At 39.3% G+C, this 19,732-nt stretch carries 17 protein-coding genes; 16 read left to right on the top strand and 1 reads right to left on the bottom strand.

The features are described 5' to 3' along the window. Positions 1 to 256: 256 nt before the first annotated feature. The 15 genes from VRHSUH10_RS07000 (at position 257) to VRHSUH10_RS06930 (ending at position 15,791) form a co-directional block, all read left to right on the top strand. On the top strand, positions 257 to 622 hold the full coding sequence (locus tag VRHSUH10_RS07000; RefSeq protein ID WP_005384876.1) for a hypothetical protein: 366 nt from the start codon (positions 257 to 259) through the stop codon (positions 620 to 622). 278 nt (positions 623 to 900) lie between these two features. Beyond that, positions 901 to 1,944, top strand: coding sequence for a Fic family protein (locus VRHSUH10_RS06995; RefSeq protein WP_105089967.1), 1,044 nt, complete (start codon positions 901 to 903; stop codon positions 1,942 to 1,944). Between the two features lie 111 nt (positions 1,945 to 2,055). Next, positions 2,056 to 2,430 (top strand): hypothetical protein, encoded by a 375-nt coding sequence (locus VRHSUH10_RS06990; RefSeq protein WP_005384879.1) that lies wholly within the window; start codon positions 2,056 to 2,058, stop codon positions 2,428 to 2,430. 477 nt (positions 2,431 to 2,907) lie between these two features. Continuing rightward, positions 2,908 to 4,338, top strand: a complete 1,431-nt coding sequence (locus VRHSUH10_RS06985; RefSeq protein ID WP_039968829.1) for a [FeFe] hydrogenase, group A — start codon at positions 2,908 to 2,910, stop codon at positions 4,336 to 4,338. 415 nt (positions 4,339 to 4,753) lie between these two features. After that, positions 4,754 to 5,902: a glycoside hydrolase family 3 N-terminal domain-containing protein gene (locus VRHSUH10_RS06980; RefSeq protein WP_105089966.1), complete on the top strand. Its 1,149-nt coding sequence runs from the start codon at positions 4,754 to 4,756 to the stop codon at positions 5,900 to 5,902. A gap of 355 nt (positions 5,903 to 6,257) precedes the next feature. Then, a complete protein-coding gene (locus tag VRHSUH10_RS06975) occupies positions 6,258 to 7,322 on the top strand; it encodes an ATP-binding protein (RefSeq protein ID WP_105089965.1) in 1,065 nt (354 codons plus the stop codon). A gap of 334 nt (positions 7,323 to 7,656) precedes the next feature. Beyond that, on the top strand, positions 7,657 to 8,547 hold the full coding sequence (locus tag VRHSUH10_RS06970; protein ID WP_105089964.1) for a sigma-70 family RNA polymerase sigma factor: 891 nt from the start codon (positions 7,657 to 7,659) through the stop codon (positions 8,545 to 8,547). Between the two features lie 431 nt (positions 8,548 to 8,978). Further along, positions 8,979 to 9,587 carry a hypothetical protein gene (locus tag VRHSUH10_RS06965; protein ID WP_039968834.1) on the top strand — a complete coding sequence of 203 codons (609 nt, stop codon included), beginning with the start codon at positions 8,979 to 8,981 and terminating at the stop codon, positions 9,585 to 9,587. Positions 9,588 to 10,070: 483 nt separating this feature from the next. Continuing rightward, positions 10,071 to 10,649 (top strand): hypothetical protein, encoded by a 579-nt coding sequence (locus tag VRHSUH10_RS06960; protein ID WP_105089963.1) that lies wholly within the window; start codon positions 10,071 to 10,073, stop codon positions 10,647 to 10,649. 23 nt (positions 10,650 to 10,672) lie between these two features. After that, positions 10,673 to 11,041 carry a hypothetical protein gene (locus tag VRHSUH10_RS06955; RefSeq protein ID WP_105089962.1) on the top strand — a complete coding sequence of 123 codons (369 nt, stop codon included), beginning with the start codon at positions 10,673 to 10,675 and terminating at the stop codon, positions 11,039 to 11,041. Between the two features lie 67 nt (positions 11,042 to 11,108). Continuing rightward, a complete protein-coding gene (locus VRHSUH10_RS06950) occupies positions 11,109 to 11,732 on the top strand; it encodes a hypothetical protein (protein WP_105089961.1) in 624 nt (207 codons plus the stop codon). 100 nt (positions 11,733 to 11,832) lie between these two features. Next, positions 11,833 to 12,414, top strand: a complete 582-nt coding sequence (locus VRHSUH10_RS06945; protein WP_105089960.1) for a hypothetical protein — start codon at positions 11,833 to 11,835, stop codon at positions 12,412 to 12,414. 72 nt (positions 12,415 to 12,486) lie between these two features. Continuing rightward, on the top strand, positions 12,487 to 13,215 hold the full coding sequence (bamE, locus tag VRHSUH10_RS06940; RefSeq protein WP_105089959.1) for an outer membrane protein assembly factor BamE: 729 nt from the start codon (positions 12,487 to 12,489) through the stop codon (positions 13,213 to 13,215). Between the two features lie 86 nt (positions 13,216 to 13,301). Continuing rightward, complete coding sequence (locus tag VRHSUH10_RS06935; protein ID WP_233187089.1) at positions 13,302 to 14,489, top strand: YadA-like family protein; 1,188 nt, start codon at positions 13,302 to 13,304, stop codon at positions 14,487 to 14,489. An 81-nt stretch (positions 14,490 to 14,570) separates the two neighbouring features. After that, complete coding sequence (locus tag VRHSUH10_RS06930; RefSeq protein ID WP_105089958.1) at positions 14,571 to 15,791, top strand: hypothetical protein; 1,221 nt, start codon at positions 14,571 to 14,573, stop codon at positions 15,789 to 15,791. A 527-nt stretch (positions 15,792 to 16,318) separates the two neighbouring features. Here VRHSUH10_RS06930 and VRHSUH10_RS06925 read toward each other — a convergent pair. Further along, positions 16,319 to 17,734: a sodium:solute symporter gene (locus VRHSUH10_RS06925; protein WP_105089957.1), complete on the bottom strand. Its 1,416-nt coding sequence runs from the start codon at positions 17,732 to 17,734 to the stop codon at positions 16,319 to 16,321. Positions 17,735 to 18,446: 712 nt separating this feature from the next. Between VRHSUH10_RS06925 and VRHSUH10_RS06920 the strand changes: the two genes are divergently transcribed. Next, complete coding sequence (locus tag VRHSUH10_RS06920; RefSeq protein WP_024064330.1) at positions 18,447 to 19,703, top strand: hypothetical protein; 1,257 nt, start codon at positions 18,447 to 18,449, stop codon at positions 19,701 to 19,703. Positions 19,704 to 19,732 lie beyond the last annotated feature (29 nt).

Genomic DNA, 19,732 nt, shown 5'->3' with positions numbered 1-19,732 from the left:
CCGAAGTCGTTTTCAGAACAGTTCGGGGCTTTCTATGTTTTGTTGACCTTACAGGGCGAATATCAGTCATCAAATACGTTATATTATCAAAGCCCATAGGACTCAGCACATCGTCCTTAATAGATTTATATTAATTATGCAGTTTATAGAGTTTTTATTAGTAATATGCAATTATGGTGTTATAATGAAGGCGTAGGGAATTTATGGTATGCAGATTGCATAGTTATTTGAATTTTATAGTCAGGAGAGAATAGTTATGAAAAAATGGTTTGCCTGTTTAGCGGTAGCCGGGTTATTATTCAGTGCTGGTGTGGGCGTGTCTCATGCTGAAAGTTGGTATGCTCTTGATACGGATCAATATGGTCGTACTGGCTATATCGACAATGACTCTGTTGATAAAAACGATGCTCGTGCTACATTGCGCCTGAAGATTGTAGATCCAAATGGAGATCACTCCATTTATACAATGACATTCAACCGTGCTGATAAAACAGTACAGCTCATTGATGTTGCTACATATAACCCACAAGGCTATATGATTGGTTCTGAAACATTGGCAAATACAAAAGTACAAATACAAGACGGAAGTAATCTAGATCGCGTGTATCACTTGATTTGGTAAATTTCCTCTTCAGTTATGAACGGGTGGATATATCTCTTCGGTCTCCATAGTTACCTAAGTCGCCCTTAGAGATATATCCACCCGTTTTCTCATAGCCTAATGAGGAAATCTTTCCAAAACTACATTTGGGAGTAGTTACCTAAGTCGGTCTCAAAGAGATAGAATCCTTTCTGCACGTATGATTAAATATATCCAAATTATTTATTCCCTTATTTTATGGTATAATTTAAGGGAATAATTTTATTTATAAGGGATTAGAAGGAAATGGAGGTGTGTGTATGCGTCGTTTTGAGTATGGTCGGATTCAGTCTTTGTCGTGGGATATGGATATTTTAAGTCTAATTGCAGGGATTTATAGGGCGAATGGCAAGGAGGAGGTTTTGCTTTCACAGAGTCCTGCTATACTAGATTCTCTTGTAGAGTTGGCAAAGGTACAGAGTACAGAGGCGTCGAATGCGATTGAAGGGATTGTGACGACGAGTACGCGCCTTCGGCAGTTGGTAGCTGATAAGACTACGCCTCGAAATAGGGATGAGCAGGAGATTATGGGGTATCGTGATGCCTTAAATGTTATCCATGAAAGTTATGATTCTATATCCTTGTCTCGGAATCATATTTTGCAGTTACACAAGATTTTGTATAATTACCAGTTCAATGCCCGCGGTGGACAGTTAAAGAGTGTACAAAATTATATTAGTGCTACCTATCCCGATGGACGTACAGAGGTGTTGTTCACTCCCCTAGCGCCTTATGAAACGGCGGAGGCTCTCGACCAGATTTGTGCTGAATATAATCGTGTTGTAGGTAATGGAGAGGTGGAGCCACTTCTAGCTATTCCTATTTTTATACATGATTTCTTATGTATTCACCCATTTAATGACGGGAATGGACGTATGAGCCGTTTGTTAACAACATTATTGCTGTATCGTAGCGGCTTTATGGTAGGTAAATATGTATCGTTAGAGGCCAAGATTGCAAGACATAAGGATATGTATTACGCTGCTTTACGCGAGTCTAGTGATCCTTGGTATGATGAAAGTTCCTGCCCGATATCGTTTATTCGCTATTGGTTACAAATGCTGTTAGCCGCATATCATGACTTTGAGGATCGCAGTTCTATACTGGCAAATAGTGGTTCAGCAATGGATCAGGTGAAAGCAGCTATCGATAGACATTTAGGGGCTTTTACAAAGCAAGATATTAGAGAATGGTGTCCAAATCTCAGTGATAGTTCCATTGAAGGCACTATACGTACCCTTGTGAAGGATGGCCATATTCAACGTAAAGGAGGAGGACGGTCTACCTATTATGTGAAGTCTTAATGTTTATAATAGATATTCTAATAATTGAGTACGTTTGTCTTTCATAAAATATTTAGTTTTATCGAATATACTAGATTTTATATTCTTGTATTTAATTCGAGAGGTAAAAATATGAAAAAAACATTGGCAGCTGTTTTGGCAGCAGGCGCTTTATTCATTGGTGGTATCGGTAGTGTTGATGCGGCAAATTGGTATACTGTTGGTACAGATAGCAATGGTATCACTTGGTCAATCGATAACGATTCTGTTAAAAAAGATGACAAAAAAGCTACTTTGGACATCAAAGCTATGGACTATGAAGGTTACCACTACATCGTAACTGAAGAGTTCAACCACAAAAAACGCGAAGTAAAAGACGTTAAGGTTACTCTTTACAACCCTCAAGGTTATGTTGTGAAAGAAGAACAACCTAACAAATCTACTCGTAAGGTTGAACAAGGCACTCCTGCATACGCTGTGTACACACTTATCTGGGGTGACAAATAATCTGATCCGCAGAGGGTTATGATTCTTTGTGAAAGCTTCACACACGCACGTTCTCATTAGAGGGCGTGCGTTTTTTCTTTTATTTAAATTGATGTACGTTTTTATTTAAATTGACGTGCGGTTTTCTTTTGTTTTAATTCCCGAAAAGTTGGTGAATTATTTACTCATTCGTGGTACAATGGGAATATTATTACGCATTTATGTAATTTCTATCTTGTTGAAATATACTGACGTACAATGTCATATAGAATGTCACTCATAATGTCACTTATAATTTCATGCGCAATATTATGGTATCTAGAGAGGGTTGATTGACCATAATTTTGCACAAAAGTGTAACATTTCTACATAGTATAAACTTTCACCATAGCGTATACTAAAGGTAAGATGTGGAAGTACGCCTTGAGCACAGTGCTCTGTAGTTTGGACTAATTTCCCAAAAGGTTTGATAGTTTTAGTTTGTTAGAGGAGGTCCTCATGTCTCAATACGAATTTATCGATAAACGTGTGCCGATTGCGCTCGACAATCCATCCATTTATCACGACATTTCCAAGTGTAAAAACTGTACGTTATGCCGTCGTGCTTGTGCGGACGTAATGAGCGTACTCGACTACTACGATCTCGATGCAAACGGTGACGTGCCTGTATGTATCCACTGTGGTCAATGTGCGGCTGCATGTCCATTCGACTCCATGCATGCTAAATCCGAGCTTGAAAAGGTGAAAGCAGCTCTTGCAGACCCTGAAAAAATCGTGGTTATTCAAACAGCACCAGCTGTGCGCGTAGCTATCGGTGAAGGCTTCGGCTACGAACCAGGTACATTCCTTGAAGGAAAAATGGTTGGTGCTTTGCGTGCATTAGGTGCGGACTATGTAGTAGACACTAACTTTGGTGCAGACTTAACGATTATGGAAGAAGCATCTGAGCTTGTAGAACGTCTTAAAACTGGCGGTCAAATTCCTCAGTTCACAAGCTGCTGCCCAGCGTGGGTACGCTTTGCGGAAATCTACTTCCCTGAATTGATTCCTAACTTGTCTTCCACACGTTCTTGTATCGCTATGGAAGCGGCTATGATTAAAACATACTTTGCTGAGAAAAAAGGCATTAATCCTAGCAACATCGTATCTGTATCTGTAAACCCTTGTACTGCTAAAAAAGCAGAAACAAAACGAGAAGAAGAAAATGCAGCGGCTCGTTTCTATGATGACGAATCCCTTGGCATGGATACAGACATTTCCATTACAACTCGTGAGTTCATCCGTTGGATCCAAGAGGAAAACCTCGACTTCAATGCCATTGAAGAGTCCCAATTCGATGACTTAATCGGTATGGAAACTGGTGCATCCATCATCTTCGGTAACACTGGTGGTGTTATGGAAGCGGCTATGCGTACAGCGTACAAGCTCATCACTGACAAAGAGCCACCTCCATATGCTTTGACTCACCTCGAAGACGTTCGTGGTATGGAAGGCGTTAAAGAGGCAACTGTTCAATTAGGTGATGACGTTACATTGTCCGTTGCTGTAGTACATGGCGGTAAAAATACACGTGACTTCCTTAATGCGTTGAAAGACAGCGACAAACACTATGACTTCATCGAAGTTATGGCGTGCCCAGGTGGTTGTATTGGTGGCGGTGGTCAACCGCGCACTAAATTGCCTCAAGCTGTGAAAACTAAGGAAGCTCGTATCGGCGGCCTTTACGAAGCTGATGCGAACTACAAATGGGTTGCTTCTTATGAAAACCCAGAAATCCAAGCATTGTACAAAGACTTCTTAGGCGAACCATTGGGCCACAAGGCACACGAATTATTGCATACACATTACACAGACCGTAGCGCGGTGCTTGGTGATCGCAAAGACGTAACACCTGAAACATGCCCAACATCCCCTAAATACAAGGGCTAATAGTTTTATACATTAGCTAATTTGCTCAGTACGAGTCGTATCGAATGTATTCTGGCGATGAATACATCCATACATACATACATACATTAGTATAGTTAGACTGGTATATGGGTAACTAACTAAACAGAAATAAATCCTACGGGTCATGAGTGACTTGATACTTGTGTAGATATTGACTACTGAGTGTCATCTTACATGCGATTCGTAGGATTTTTATGTATAACCTTCTTATAGTTTTATATATGTTATATGTATGAATTACCTTTTATATTAATTGTTACTACTACTTTATAACTTTATTATGATAAATTGATATAGAAAATTAGCTTTCACATGAGGAAAAGATGAATTATATAGTGTATAATATATAGAAAGGTATCATGTAAGAGAGTATGACAAGGAGTTTATAGGAGAGATGAACTTGTTTTTACGGCGTGCCCTATGTGGCATGGCCTTGATTGTCGCCGCCATCGGTACTGCGGGATGCCAGCATGAGAGTCAGGCAGAGCAGGAAGAGGTACGCACTGTGTCGTATCGGGCCGTCATGCAATCAGACAAGCCTGTCCCTGAGAAGGTAAATACCTGGCTCGGGGCTATGTCTCAAGAGGACAAGATAGGACAGCTGATGATGATTAGCCTTCATGGCAGCACGGTAGGACAGTCCCAAAAGGACGTCATCAGGAAATACCGTGTGAGCGGCGTTATGCTAACCAATGAAAATCTAAATAATAAAAACCAAGTGAAAGCTTTCACAAACGACATCATGCAAACGGCCTCAACGGCGAGCATGGTGACGCCTTATATAGCGATCAATCGGGATAAGGTGTTGCGTACTAATGAAAGTTTCTTGCGCTTGCCAGAGCCAAATCGTTGGGGCCAATTGCCGATGGAACGGATTATTAATTTAGCGACCCGATCGGCTATCGAGATGCGCGATATGGGCTTTAACCTCGTCATCGGGCCGAATGCGAATCTTGGGGTACCGAATGTGTCCTATACATCGGACCCTACGTGGGCAGGGCATATGGACCTTGCCATGGCGGAGCGGTACCAAATCAACAAAATGTGGTTTGGTTACAACTACTTCCCAACAGTGAGCCTTGGGGATGCATCCTTTGAGACTGCTAATGACGCAAAAGCATATCTCAACACTACGGATGTAGCTGTATTCAAACGCCTCATTACACAGACGACGGCGAATACGTATATGCTCGTTATGAGTCATGTGCAAATCCCGGCTATCGACAATGCTCACTTGGCCAGCACTTCTAAGGCGATTATCACGGATTGGCTACGGCATGAGCTTGGCTATAATGGGGTGGTTATGACAGACCGTGTCGACGTAGGCGCCTTGCAAGCAAACCAAAAAATAGGGGACTTTGCGGTAGCCTCCATCGTGGCAGGCAGTGATCTCGTCCTTCTTGATGCGGACACCGTTCACATCGATGAAGTCCATCGAGCATTAACCCAAGCGGTGGCGAACGGAACGATTACCAATGATCGACTCAATGATGCGGTTAAGCATATTCTGCTCATGAAGATGCAAACACAAATGCAACAATAATGTTAAGAACGCCTTCGCAGGTATCGTCCATAAACAAAACTATTACATATACATATACATACAGATATACATATAAACAAATACACAAATTTACAAGACGTGCTTATCCTAGATAGGTACGTCTTTTTTTATACTTTCCTCTGTATAGTTGTATTAGGGATGCAACTGTATAGAATGTAGTAAATATGAGGACTTTCACCAACATATGGGGAAAAAGTAAACCATTAAATAAGTGCATTTTATGCGTAAAAAATTTAACATAATCAAAAGTCATGTTAATAATATGAAAATAAGTTTAAAATTGTTTTAAATTTATGATATAATAGTCTCCATAGAATGTTGGAGGTGAGAGTATATGAATTTTGTGGGACGTGCTGAGATTATTGAGAGTATCCAGTCCCGTATTGCGATGAATCAAATGAGTTTGTGTGTTGTGTATGGTCCGCATCGCAGTGGCAAATCCTATGTGGCTTCCCAGCTTGTGCGCCGTCATAAGGCGTTATACTTGGCGGGTCGCATGGCTAATGAAGCAATCCATGTAGCCGATATGAATCGAGCTCTTGAGGCACGTTTTGTTCCTGCTGATGGGCAGGATAAATTCGAACCGATCACTAGCTTGCAAGAGGCCTTTGAGGGTCTATTTGAAAGCAGTGTAAAAACGCCTCAGACTGTGGTGATTGATGACTACCCTTCCTTGGTGGAGGCTGTACCTCAGTTCCCTATACACTTGCGCGATTTGTTAGATGCTTATAAAGAAACGAGCCATTTGAACATCATCTTGATGGCGAATGGGTTAGAACAGCTCGATGGCCGCATCATTGGCGATCGCAGCTTGATTGGTCCCTATGTGTCGGAATATTTCGAGGTGAAACCGTTCTCCTTGGTGGACATGAAATCCTTGGGCCTTCACTATGCCAAGGATGACTTGCGTACCGTGTTTGCCGTAACAGGTGGTTTGCCTGCTTATGTGCAGTACTTTGATAATGGTGAAAGCATTGATACGAATATCATTAATTTGTTCTTCTCCGTATCGGGTGCACTCTTTGAAGAAACACAGCATATCTTACATCGAGATATGAAAAATATAACAGGTGCTAATGCGATCCTATCTGGCCTTGCTACACTAGAGAGACCATACTATGTGGAGTTGTTGCAAGCTAGCCAAATTAAAAGCGGCACCTTTACATCTCGCTTAAACGACTTGATGACTATGGGCCTCGTAGGTCGTATTCAAGCGAATAGCCGTGGACCAGCGAAATACGCTGACTACCACTTTACAAATAGTATGTTCCATTTCTGGTACCGCTATGTGTATAAATACTGGGGCGACATCGTCCGTGGCAATGGTGCAGACGTGTACCAAACCTACGTAAAACCACAACTCAAAGACTTTGTGGAAGCCTCCTGTATTGCAATGTAATCAGACAATTTAAAATACGATTATCTGTACAATTACTTGTAACATCAGATTACGTTATTCCTAACGTGTATATCAGTAATTGTAGCTTACGTACTATTACCCAATGGTAGTACTAATTCCTCTAAAAGAGACACCATATTCCTCTGTGGTGTCTTTTTTGTATTATTTTCAGCAATTACGTATATAGGTGTATAGTTATGTCTTTTAATGGATAGAAATTAATGCTAGTTTGTTACAGAATATGTAGGAATTCTAAAGAATTGCCAATTTGTCAAAATCCCCGTTCCGCGCTATTGTGTAGATAAGCGCTATGCCATGGCAGGAAAGGGGATTTATGTTATACACAAACGAAGAACCGTTAGTACAACGAACCTGTATTAAAACTGCAAGCTTACAATCTGAGGAAATATCTTCAAAGGGAACAGCTTCCAAAGAAGTACTTTCTAAGAGACCTTCTTCTAAGGAGCTAGAATCTGAAACGATACCGCCTAAGGAACCAGAGTACAAGGTACCAGAGGAGTTGAAATTACAGACTCTTATCTGTGGTCATCAGGTCTTAACGTCCTTATCGGATAAGAGTCTCGTGTCGATTTGTCAAAATCCGAATATGCGGATTCAGACGGTTGGATATCAGCCGTGGTCCGTTGATGAGTTGCGCCATGATGCGGCTCAAATCGAGCTCTGTCGCAGGTATCGGCCACTCATCTTGCACTATACGAATAAGACGGGGAACCGCGAGTTCCGTGAAGACCTAGAGAGCTATCTGTGGGCCATCCTACTAGAATCGATTTATAGCTTTGATTTGAAAGGATCTGTACCGTTCCCTGGCTTTGTGAAAGCCGGTGTTAGATATGGTTATATGCGGTATTGGAAGCGGGAGCGGTTGCGTAATCATCGTGAGATTCATATACCAGACCGGATCACTGATGATAGCGAGGTAGCTGTTGGTATGGATATATTCTCATCGGGAGAAAATATAGCAGACATGATCATGACGGCCGATGAGGAACAACGATTACGGGCTCGCCTCGTATGGGCTCTCGGTAGATTATCTCCAGATCAACAAGACCTATTGCGCCGCGTGTACGGTGATTGTAAAAGCCTCGTATCCGTCAGCGAAGAACTGAATTGCAGCCGCCAAGCTATCCAACGGCGCCATGAACGAGCCCTGCGGAAGCTGCGCAGATACTTGACGACAGACTTTAAGAAACTACGAGTACACTAGATACGAATGCACTAGGACTATACATTCATTAGAGATATATATGTTTTAGAGCTGTGCACGTATTAGAGTTATGTGCTAATTAGAGCTAAGTTCTTATTATAATGATATGTGTTAATATAATTTAATTTCTTATTTATATTCTGATTTTTGTATAATTACGTTAATCGCGATTAACAGATATACATAAAATATGCAATTCTCAATTTAAATGAGAAAATAATGACGCATATAGGTATATATTACTTTTACAAGATCATAAAGTCTTTAATTTTACATAAATTTCTATAGTTTTGTGTATATATTTACAAATTATACAGTGTGATATACAATTAAACCAACAGCAGATTAAAGCATGCGAATCTGCTTTCACAGAACACGTGTTCATTGTATTGTTGAAAGGAATGTTCCTAAGTTGAGGGGAGAGAATTCCTATGATGACATGTAATGAAGTACCAGTAGCGGTGGCCACTTGGCTATCTAAGGGAGAGAATTTGGATTTGATCTATACAAATCCAAAGAATCATATTGTTTGTTTTATTCCTACCTATGAACCTGGCGGTGGGGACAGCACGATGTGCTATTTCGTAGATGGTCGTCAAGAATTGGTACATCTGCCAATTCGTACCATCCTACGTGAGCTGGCCTTACAAGAAGGGTTGAGGCCGAATTATATCATGACCAGCGACGGTCGGCGCAGCAGCTATACGGCGCCTAAGACTTATGGGCCACATCTGACCTTTGGTCATATTAAATGTAGACGCCCTATTGGCAAGGATGTGGTGTACGGACTCTTTAATGTGGCGATACCCTATCAATACATCGTTACCGATGGCCCTGATCCAGATACGAGCTACATTCACGTGGGCGACTTTAAACCTATCTTGGTGTACCAAGCCCCACACCACGTGAAACACAAGCTGAACGAAGCCATGCTAGAACATTGTAACTACGTGCGCAAAATGCTAGCCCGCATCAAACTCAGCCAAAACCCACAAGTCGTGGCTGAACTATTTATCGCCTGGAGAGACCTAACAAGATAAAACGTTAGGGGGAGAGAAGAATAAGTAGAGGGAGAAGAAGTAATAGGGGAGAGAAAGAGAGGAGGAACTATAGGGAGAACAATAACATACGGGAGACATAAATAAAAGGTTATCATTAAGACAAAACAAATATCTTTTCACTCTTGATAAAAACCACCTCATATAGGGGTGGTTTTATTTTTGTTATTTATATATAGCCTAGCCACGTGGCCAAATTTTTAGTGCTATTTCAGCAAAGTCTTCTTGTCGCTTTACAATTGTGAATGTAGTCCAGTCATCAATGGAGACTAGGTCATGAGTCATTTTAATTTCAGACTTCTTATAGATTTATTAAATTATCGATACTCTTTGGTGAATCTATGAAATATTCACTTCATTTTATATTCATTTTATGAAAGGGTTTTTTATTTATAATTATTTGTTTAACTGTATATAGTATATTGGAATTAACTAGTATGTTTGTATTGTAAAAGGAGATTGAATATGCTGAAGAAAATGATTAGTACAGTACTGTTAGGTACATCACTATTAGTCTTGGTGGGATGCGGTAATTCAGCTGAATTGGAACAATTAAAAAGTGAGAATAGTGCACTTCAACAAGAAGTTACACAATTAAAGGCAGATAAAAAGAACTTAGAAGATAAAATTGCTATGTATGTGCCTAGTGAATTAAAAGGTAAGCCTATTACTGACTTACCAGATCAACCGATGAAAGTTGGAAACTTTAGCATTGGACCTGATGATATGGGGATTACAAGAACTCGCGTAGAGTTGATTAATGTAACTTCAAAGACTATTGATGCGGCAGAGTTTGTTATTTTGAAGTTTGATAATTTTGGTCGCCCAGCTAGCCAAGGTGATGGAAATGTAACATCTCCACTTACCTTACAAGGGGAGGCAGCACCAAATGGTGTATTGACAGGAGCTTGGACTTTATATTTATCTGATAGAGCGACAAAAGGAAAAATTATCCTCAAACAAGTGCATTTTACTGATGGCTCTGTTTGGAGAAATAGTCAATTCCAAGATCAACTAGACAAAGAAAAAGGGAGTTATAACTAGTTTTACAAAGGGAGAGTTATCATATGAGAAGAGCAATTACCATTGTGTGTGCGTTGATTATTATCATAATATCTATATTTTTGTATTGGCAAGCTAATATTGCTAAAGCTTTAGGTGGAATGTTTGGTGCTAGTCTTGTGGATGGATATATAGGAATACTTTCTTCGGCTATTGGTTTTGTAGGTGGGCTTTTCTTACTGTTTAAATCTAAAAGTATGAAAGTTCTTACATGTGTTGGCACTCTATTAGTAGTTACAGGCGTATTAGATATTGTTACAGCAACATTCTTTAAAGACTTAATGGTCTGGGGTGCGGCATTTATCCTGTTCGGTTTATTGGTATTTTTTATCGGCCGAACTTTTAATAATCAAATTACTCAACCTGAAGAATAATATTAATAATTGATTGAGATATAAGTATGGAAAATTCAGTGGTTGAGATAAAACAAAGGAGATATATATGTCTAAAAAGAAGATTATTATTGCCGTTCTTATAGCTGTTATTGCTATCGTATTAGGTTGGTATTTTGGGTATTTTACAAAAACACCAGTATATTCATTAAATCTTGCTCGTGAATCCGTAGAGAAGCATGATGTTGTTACCTTTAAAAAGCATGTTGATGTAGAAAGTATTATAGGATCTGGTTATGATGATTTTGTAGATGTACAAATGAATGATCCAGTGATTAAAGATAATCCATTCAAAGGCTTTGCAGAAGTAATGCTTAAAGGTTTAAAATCTCAAATTGTACCAGTATTAACTCAAGAAATTTATAATGGTGTTGAAAAGAAATCTGAGGATTCTAATCAAAATACTAAGTCTAAAGAAGCTGCTAGTGAAGTAAAAGAAAAGACTGGTGTTAAGGACCTTGAGTTTAAAAGTATTGGCTCTGCTACTATTGATGGAAATAGTGCAATTGTACCAATTATTTTTAGCTCAAAAGATCTTAATCAAGATGTTACCTTTGATCTTCTTATGAAAAAACTTGAAGATGGTACATGGCAAGCTATTAAGATTAATAACTTTAAAGAGTACCTTGATTTAATTGAGAAGAATAAAAATAATAAAACGAATAAGAATTAAATATACGAAGCCAGTGCCTGAATAGGTACTGGCTATTCGTATTGTATCAGTTTTTTGGTAAATATTATGTTTACTATGTGTAAATAACGGGAGAATTGTAATGAAATCCTTTATAAGTAAGTTATTATTGCTATTTGTTTTTAGTGTTAGCTTAGCTCAATGTGCAATAGCACATACTGATGATTCTGGTGTATTAGGTGGTTTAGAAAATAATCCTGATTTATATAGCTATTTAAATAACTACAACTATTCATTATTTTTAGCAGATCATAGATATGGACATCATGATATGTATATCTCAGCAGATAAATCTGTAATAGTTTCTATTTGGGATGCACCAATACGGCCAGATATTTTTATCATAAAACCAGGCTATGCCACAAATAAAGGAATAACTGTAGGTATGAGTAGAAGTGATGTAGAAGCTACATATGGTCCTTTAGTGGAATACTCGATTTATCAAACTCCGTCAGAGCCTTATGGTGAGATTTCAGAGGGCTATGATAAATATAGCGGCTATTATATTGGTGAATATGTAGGAGCACATAATAGTGGGTTATCATTTGTATTTAACAAGTATACTGATAAAGTCGTTTTGATTAGATATAAATATGACCGTCATGGTAGCACTACTGTACTAAATGATGTAAAAGAATATACATTACTACCTTATTTACTCTAATATAATTAGAATCATAAGATTCGATTAATTCTTGTTTGATATCTACAGATATGGGGATTAGGGAGATTAGATATGAAATCAAAATTGAGATTGTTTGTGTGTATGTGTTTTAGTTTTATGTGTTTATTTTCTGCCTTAACAGTTGAAGCAGCTCAAATGCCATTAGATTTAGTTATTCGTGCGTCTCAAAAGGTAGCTGGTGATTGGTATGATGCTAGTGGCAATAAGGTATTGAGTATTTCTAACGGATATATTAATGGTTGCCGTATTGTTGATGGTGCTGATTTTGTTGGTGGTTATCCTGGGGCAGGTGTTTTTATTATTCAAGAGGCTCAAGGTAGAAAAGCTATTCATCTAGAGTGGTTGGGTAATGGCGAGCACAGAACCTTGATTATGAATAAAAAAAGCCAATTAACTAATCGATTGCAAAAGGAGCATTATGAATCTGTTCGTGGTGTGCATTTAGGAATGAGTCGACAACAGGTAATTGATCTGCTTGGTGCTCCAAGTTCAAGTGATGTTCGTGGACGTGAGACCTTAAAATATATGGATTTAGGCCTTAGTGTTAGTCTTGACCATAATATGGTTACAGTTATTACAATTACTGGTAAAGGTAGTCATTTTGATAAGTCTGGATTGGGAACTGATGCATCCATGATTGACTATTATAACTTCTATCAATTTAATCGAATGCCATCCGAGTTTTCAAAGAATACATTCCAAGGTGCATTCTCTATTGGTCATGGTGAATATATATTTTTTGGGAATAATGAGGTTTCTTTGTCTGTTTATAGTAATTAAAGAAGTAAGCATTATGTATTATTAAATCCATACAATATAAAGCGTGTATGAATGAAAATTCAACTGTAAACATAAGGGGAGTTATAATGAATAAAAAGTTTTTATTGTTAGCTGGTGTTGTGTCTGTATTGAGTATGAATGGATTAACGGTTTATGCGGATTCTACTGTTTCTACAAATAGTGAGAATTTATTGGTGAATGCGAGTACGAATGCGGATGGTTCTACGAATTATGAGATTTCTACGACGAATTATCCTACGTATCAGGGAACGTTTATAGGCACTGCTGGGGATATTAACCACGGTATTCGTATTGAATCTGATGGCATGTCTATTAGTAATACTGTAGGAGAGAATGCTGGTCATCCTGATGATCGTCATACGCGTATTGGTGCCGGTTACTTTGATATGTATAACGGCACTCATGAGCTCGTTTGGATAGAGGATTATAGCTTGGCCATTCTGGATCGAAAAGAAAATAAATACATGGCACAAATGGAGCCTAAAACTTTCACCATGAGCAATATACAAAGTGGTGATAAGTCTGAGCTTAGCACTGATGGTACGAAGATTGTGCACTATGACAATGAGAACAGCACTGAATACAATACGAATTATGGGTATAACGGAGTGACCATCACGACTACCGATGGGGACCATGATAATGAGAAGACGGTGTCTCTCACTAATAAAGGCCTCGATAATGGGAACAATAAAATCGTAAATGTGTCTAAGGGTGAGGTTTCTAAAACGTCTACGGATGTTATCAATGGCAGCCAGTTGCACGAGGTGAAAACGCAGGTCGATAACAATACGAATCGTATTTTTACGCTCGAAAATAATACCGTGAATATTGGGGACAAGGTGCTCAACAATGCCAAGTCCTATACGGATCGTCAAGTCTCCAAGGTGGGCGCTGCCTCTGCGGCATTGGCGGGGCTTCATTATTTGGACTATAATCCAAACGATAAATGGTCCTTTGCGACCAGTGTAGGCCATTATAAGAACTCAAATGCGGGCGCTATTGGGGCCTCTTATCAGCCAAACGAAAACTCCATGGTTCACGCTGGTGTTACCCTTGGTGGTGAAAGCATGTTTAACATCGGTGCTTCTTTCAAGGTAGGCGAACAAGACCCAACACTCAAAACAAGCCGCTTTGAAATGGCAAAACAAATCAAAGATCTACAAGCCGACAATGCATCATTGCGTGCAGACAACGAAGAACTACGGGCTGAAGTTAACGAAATTAAAGCAGAGTTGAAAAAATTGCAATAAGCATAAATAGGCACGTTCTCTAGGTTATAGTATACTTATACTAATGAGAGAACGTGTCTATTATTGTTTGAGAGGTGTTGTATGAAACTAAAAAGTACCTTGTTGGGCTTAGCTGTGGCATTAGCTTTTACCATGCCTATTGATGCGGCGCAGTATACTGTTCCTGAAGGACAACCACCTGTACCAGGGGCTGATGCTAGTATTCCAGATACTGCATATCAGAACTATCGTTACGATAAGACTCGCAATATTACTACTGCTGACCACATTAAGAAAATGGAAGATTATAATAAGCGGATTGATGGAGAGGTTCTTAAGAAAAAAGGTACTGCAGAGCAGGCAGAGCAATTAAAAAAAGCCTATGCGAAGTATTTGGATTTAATTACGCATGAATCTACTGTAATTTTATTGCATGAAGGTGACTATAAGGCTAAAGTGACATTGCCTATTTCAGTGGTAGAAAGTTATTTTGAGGATTTGGATAAAAAGGGTAAAGGCTCGTATGTTTTTGATCGTTATGCTATTGCGGGGCTAGTAGGTGCTAATGAACGAGTTGAAGATTCAGGATTTAATAAAAAGGCTCAACGGCAAGGGGAATTTATGTATACGGGCCTTAGTAAAGGTTATTGGGGAATAAGAGAGCAATATGCGAATGGAAATCTACCTGTAATGTATGCAGCTGTTACTTTCGATAAATACCCAAATCAGACGTATATGGCATTTTTAGGTAACAAGAATCAGCCCGTTACAAAAAAGTTAGAATCTACAATGGCTAATTTTGTAATTCCTTCTATGCAGACATTAGATAATCTAGATAAAACTAGTGATACTGTTACGTGGGATAATCTAACCTATCGACTACCCAAGGGTATGATGTTAGATAGGGAAGAAAAAAGTGATAACTTTCAAGGTCGCGTGTATGTTGGAGATAGTATGAAACTCGTTGTTGCACGTAGTGCCTTAGCAGATAAAGCGGTGCCTATACAGTTGTATACTCAGACTGTTTTAAAACACTTTTTCTATAAAAAGAATCCAATATTAGTAAAAGATATACCTCTTCAAGCAGCCTTAATATGGAATAATGGTGTTCCTTCTTATCTTTTGGAGCAATATAATCCAGGTAAGAAATCTCGTATTTTCCAACTGATAACAGATGGTAAATATGAATATTATATTTCGCTTACCTATGAAGATGGTAAAAATAAGTATAATCATATTGAACTACGTAATATAATGGAATACTTAGACTTCGGAAATGCCAAGCAACTAAGACATACCAGCAATAAAAGACTGAAGAAATAAGAAAAAGACCGTACCTTAGGGTGCGGTCTTTTTCTTATTTATCTATATATTTCTATTATTCGTTCCTTATTGTATCGTATATTAGTTCGTTCTATAATAGACTTAGGATAGTTGGACGAGGTTGGGCCTCTCTTCGTTTTTGAAGGGAGGGTTGCTTATGAGTGGTTATAAAATCATTATGATTATCCTTGGGATTTTATCAGTCATGATATCCTTTGGAGCACTTGTGGCGCTTATTTGTCTAGAAATAGCAAAATAGCCCTTCGTTTCTTCGGAAATTAGATAAAACGAAAAGGCCATTTCTACATATTATTAAGTTTGTGAGATGAGCCTGACGTCACTACTCGTCTGACTATCTATCTATATTATAGTAAGGTTATGATATATCGTCAAATTGTGATGAATGTGTGTATGGCACATAATTTAAGGATATCGTTATAAAATAAGAAAACTCCTATTGGTTTAACCGATAGGAGTTTTTTCTTAGAGAACTCTTTTAGAACGTTCTCTTACATTATTCTTTTAAGTTATTCTTTTAAATCATTTGGTATAGCCGGTGGAGCCGGTGGTTTACCCATGGCTCTTTCAATGCATACGACAGCTACAAAGACTATGAGGCTGACGATGGAACCAAAGATGATGGACATAATGCCATATGGATTGCCCACGAATTCCCAGTATACGCCTGCGATAGAGCCGAGCACGATGGACCAAATGCCAGCGCCAGCTGTTGCATTTTTCCATGTGAGGCCTAGTAGGAAGGCAGCGAATGGGCCCGCAGATCTCATGGTGAAAGCAAATACGAGCATTGGAATGATGGCTTTGCTTACGAGAGAGATAACGATAGCGATAATGCCGAGGAATAGCACGCATAGACGGCTATATCTCGTGAGCTGAGCATCGGTGAGGCTTTTACCAAAATGATGTTCCACAATATCCTTGGTAAATACAGTTGCGGCGCCTAAGAGGTCGCCTGCGCCTGATGAAAGTGTCGCCGATACGACAGCGGCCATAACGAAGCCCGCCATTACTGGAGGCATGAGGTTAAGTGCAACCGTTGCCACTGCATTATTGGCTTCAATGTTCGGGAACTCAGCCAATGCTACGAGGCCTAATACGGCAGGAACAAAGGCGAATAGAGCCATGATAATACCACAAATGATGGAACCGAGAACGGCCGTTTTTTCGTCTTTCGCGGCAAAGTACCGTTGAACCGATTCTTGGCCGGTGGAGAAGGTCATGAAGTACATGATAATAAGGCCGATGATGGTTTTCCAACCAACCTTAGTAAAGCCCAGCTGTTCAGATGGTAATTTCGTTACAACTGATTCCCAGCCGCCCACATTGTGCAGTACGAACGGTACGGCAAGGGTAAAGCCCCCAACGAGAACGAAGAAGTGGATAACGTCTGTCATCGTTACGCTCCACATACCGCCGGACATGGTGTAAATAACGAGTACCGCGCCACAGATGAGGATGGCTAGCTCTGTTGAAAGCCCGGTAAGAACGCTAATAATGGTTGCTGTTGCAGTAATCTGTACGCCTGCTAAGGTAATGGTTGCGAGCATAGAGAGAATCGACGTTATAAGATGGCTAGAGCCACCAAAGCGACGACCGATGATTTCCGGTACGGTCGTTGCCATGGCACGTCGTAACAGTGGTGCGATGAAAGCAACGAGAATAACCCCAATCCCTGCAGAGACTACGTACCAACCTGCAGATAAACCCCAAGAACCATATGCTTTCGCGGCTACACCAACGGTACTCCCGCCACCGATCTCTGTAGCAGCTAACGTGCCTGCCGTCATAAGAACCCCAATACGACGACCTGCGAGTAGATAATCAGTACTATCTTTTACACGAATATGACAATACACGCCGACCAATAAATTCAGTAATAAATAGGCACAAACAATGACCCATATAATAGTTAAAGCGTCCATATGCCACCTCCTAAACTACAAACTAGTTAGAGACATATACTAAATCACCCTTACCTACTTGTGGTGCGTATGCAAGTATAACTCTATTATCCTTAAAAACTGGGGAAATTACAAAGAGGAGTTTCTTGGGGAGTTGGAGAATGTATATATATTAGGAACTAAAAAAAGCCCGTTATGACGGGCTTTTTTCTATGCATTTATCTGTATATCTCTATTATTCGTTCCTTATTGTATCGTATATTAGTTCGTTCTATAATAGACTTAGGATAGTTAGACGAGGTTGGGCCTCTCTTCGTTTTTGAAGGGAGGGATAAGTCTATGAGTGATTATGAAATAATCATGCTCCTCTTACAAGTACTGGCTATTGTCATTGCTTTTGGAGCCTTAGTAGCCCTTATTTGCCTTACAAAAAGCAAATAGCCCTCCGTTACCGCATGGTAGCTAAGTAAACAGAAAGGCCATTTCCTAAGTATTTTGATTTTCGAGATGCGCCTGACGTTTCGACTCGTCTGACTATCTACTTATATTATAGGGATAAAGATATATATCGTCAAATGGTGATAAATCTTATAAATATCAATTAAAAGTACATTCTATATACTAAATTATAAATTTATTAATCATAGGCACAGTCTTATTTGCATAGTATACTTATGCTAATAAGGTTGTGCTTATTTTGTTGTAATGTGAGAGAAGAAAAAGAGAGGGTTTTATGTTACGTAAAAGTGTAATTATGATGGCAGTAGCAACTGCTTTCACCATAAATGTAAGTGCTGTACAGATCGAAGTGCCAGCCGGACAGCCGCCTATGCCTGGAGCAGATGCGAGAATTCCTGCCAATGCGTATGAGAATTATCGGCATATTAATAAAGTAGCGGAGCAAGAGGCAGAGTCATATAGTCAATTTGCAAAATCGAATCCTAAAAATCCGCCATCTACGCTTGATAAGCTAAATCTGGAACATCCTGGTTTTTCTAAGGCTTTGGAGCTTGCAGATTATTCGCAGTCTACAGTGGTATTGATTCATGAAGGGGATAAAAATATCAGATTATCCGTACCAAATGTTAGCTTCCGTGGTGATGTGATAGAAACTGAGCCTGGAAAAGGGCCATTATTTGCTGTTCGTAGTCTCAGTTCGTTTTTAGTAGTAGGACCACCTCATGGTAAAGAGCTTAGTAAATATGCTGAAGGTGAAGGAAAATATAATTATCCAGGGTTGAGGAATGCATCTTGGAAGTTCATGTCAAACAATTCTCGTATAATGTATACGGAATTCACTCCGGATGATACAAAGACAACGTATGGAGTTACTTATGGGGGATGGGTTAATACAGAAGATCCATATCAAGATCAAGCACCTGAAGTGGTGATGAGTAATTATATTATTCCATCCATAGAATCCTTATCTGGATTAGATAATTACAGTCAGATTGAGCATTGGGGGAACTTTCACTATCGCATTCCTAAGACGGCTAAGTTAGTCAGTGAAGCCGTAGAAAATGAGAGACATGAGGTGAGAACTTATGAGGATACAGGGGTTAAAATACGGGTAATACGTAGCGCAATTATGAGCAAAGAGACAGATAACACGCTGATTAAGGTTCCAATAATATATTATTTACATAAATATAATGATTTGGATACACCTACACAGTACGCCGTAGTGTGGAATAACGGAATTCCTGGTTCTTTAGTTGATGCCTATAAGCCCAATCGTGAATCCTATCTTCGTCATGTTGTGAAAGATTCTGTATACTATTACAGTTATCGTATTAATTATGATAAAAGTAAAATATCGTATACGCATAAGCAGCTAAGAGATATGATTGAATACGTAGGCTTTGATGATGCGGCAAAGTTACGAAAAGAGCCACAATGGCGGGAAGAAGGGGCATATAAGGAGAGACTTGAAAATAGTTCCATCTTTATTCCATGGTATATGGAATGGGTTAAGCTGTTAAGTAAATAAGCTGTATTTGACTATTTAGTTTGAGAGAG

Origin of the sequence: Veillonella sp. T11011-6 (genome assembly GCF_002959755.1) — a bacterium.
Classification (GTDB): Bacteria; Bacillota; Negativicutes; order Veillonellales; family Veillonellaceae; genus Veillonella.
This window is presented reverse-complemented; position numbering and strand designations above follow the sequence as displayed.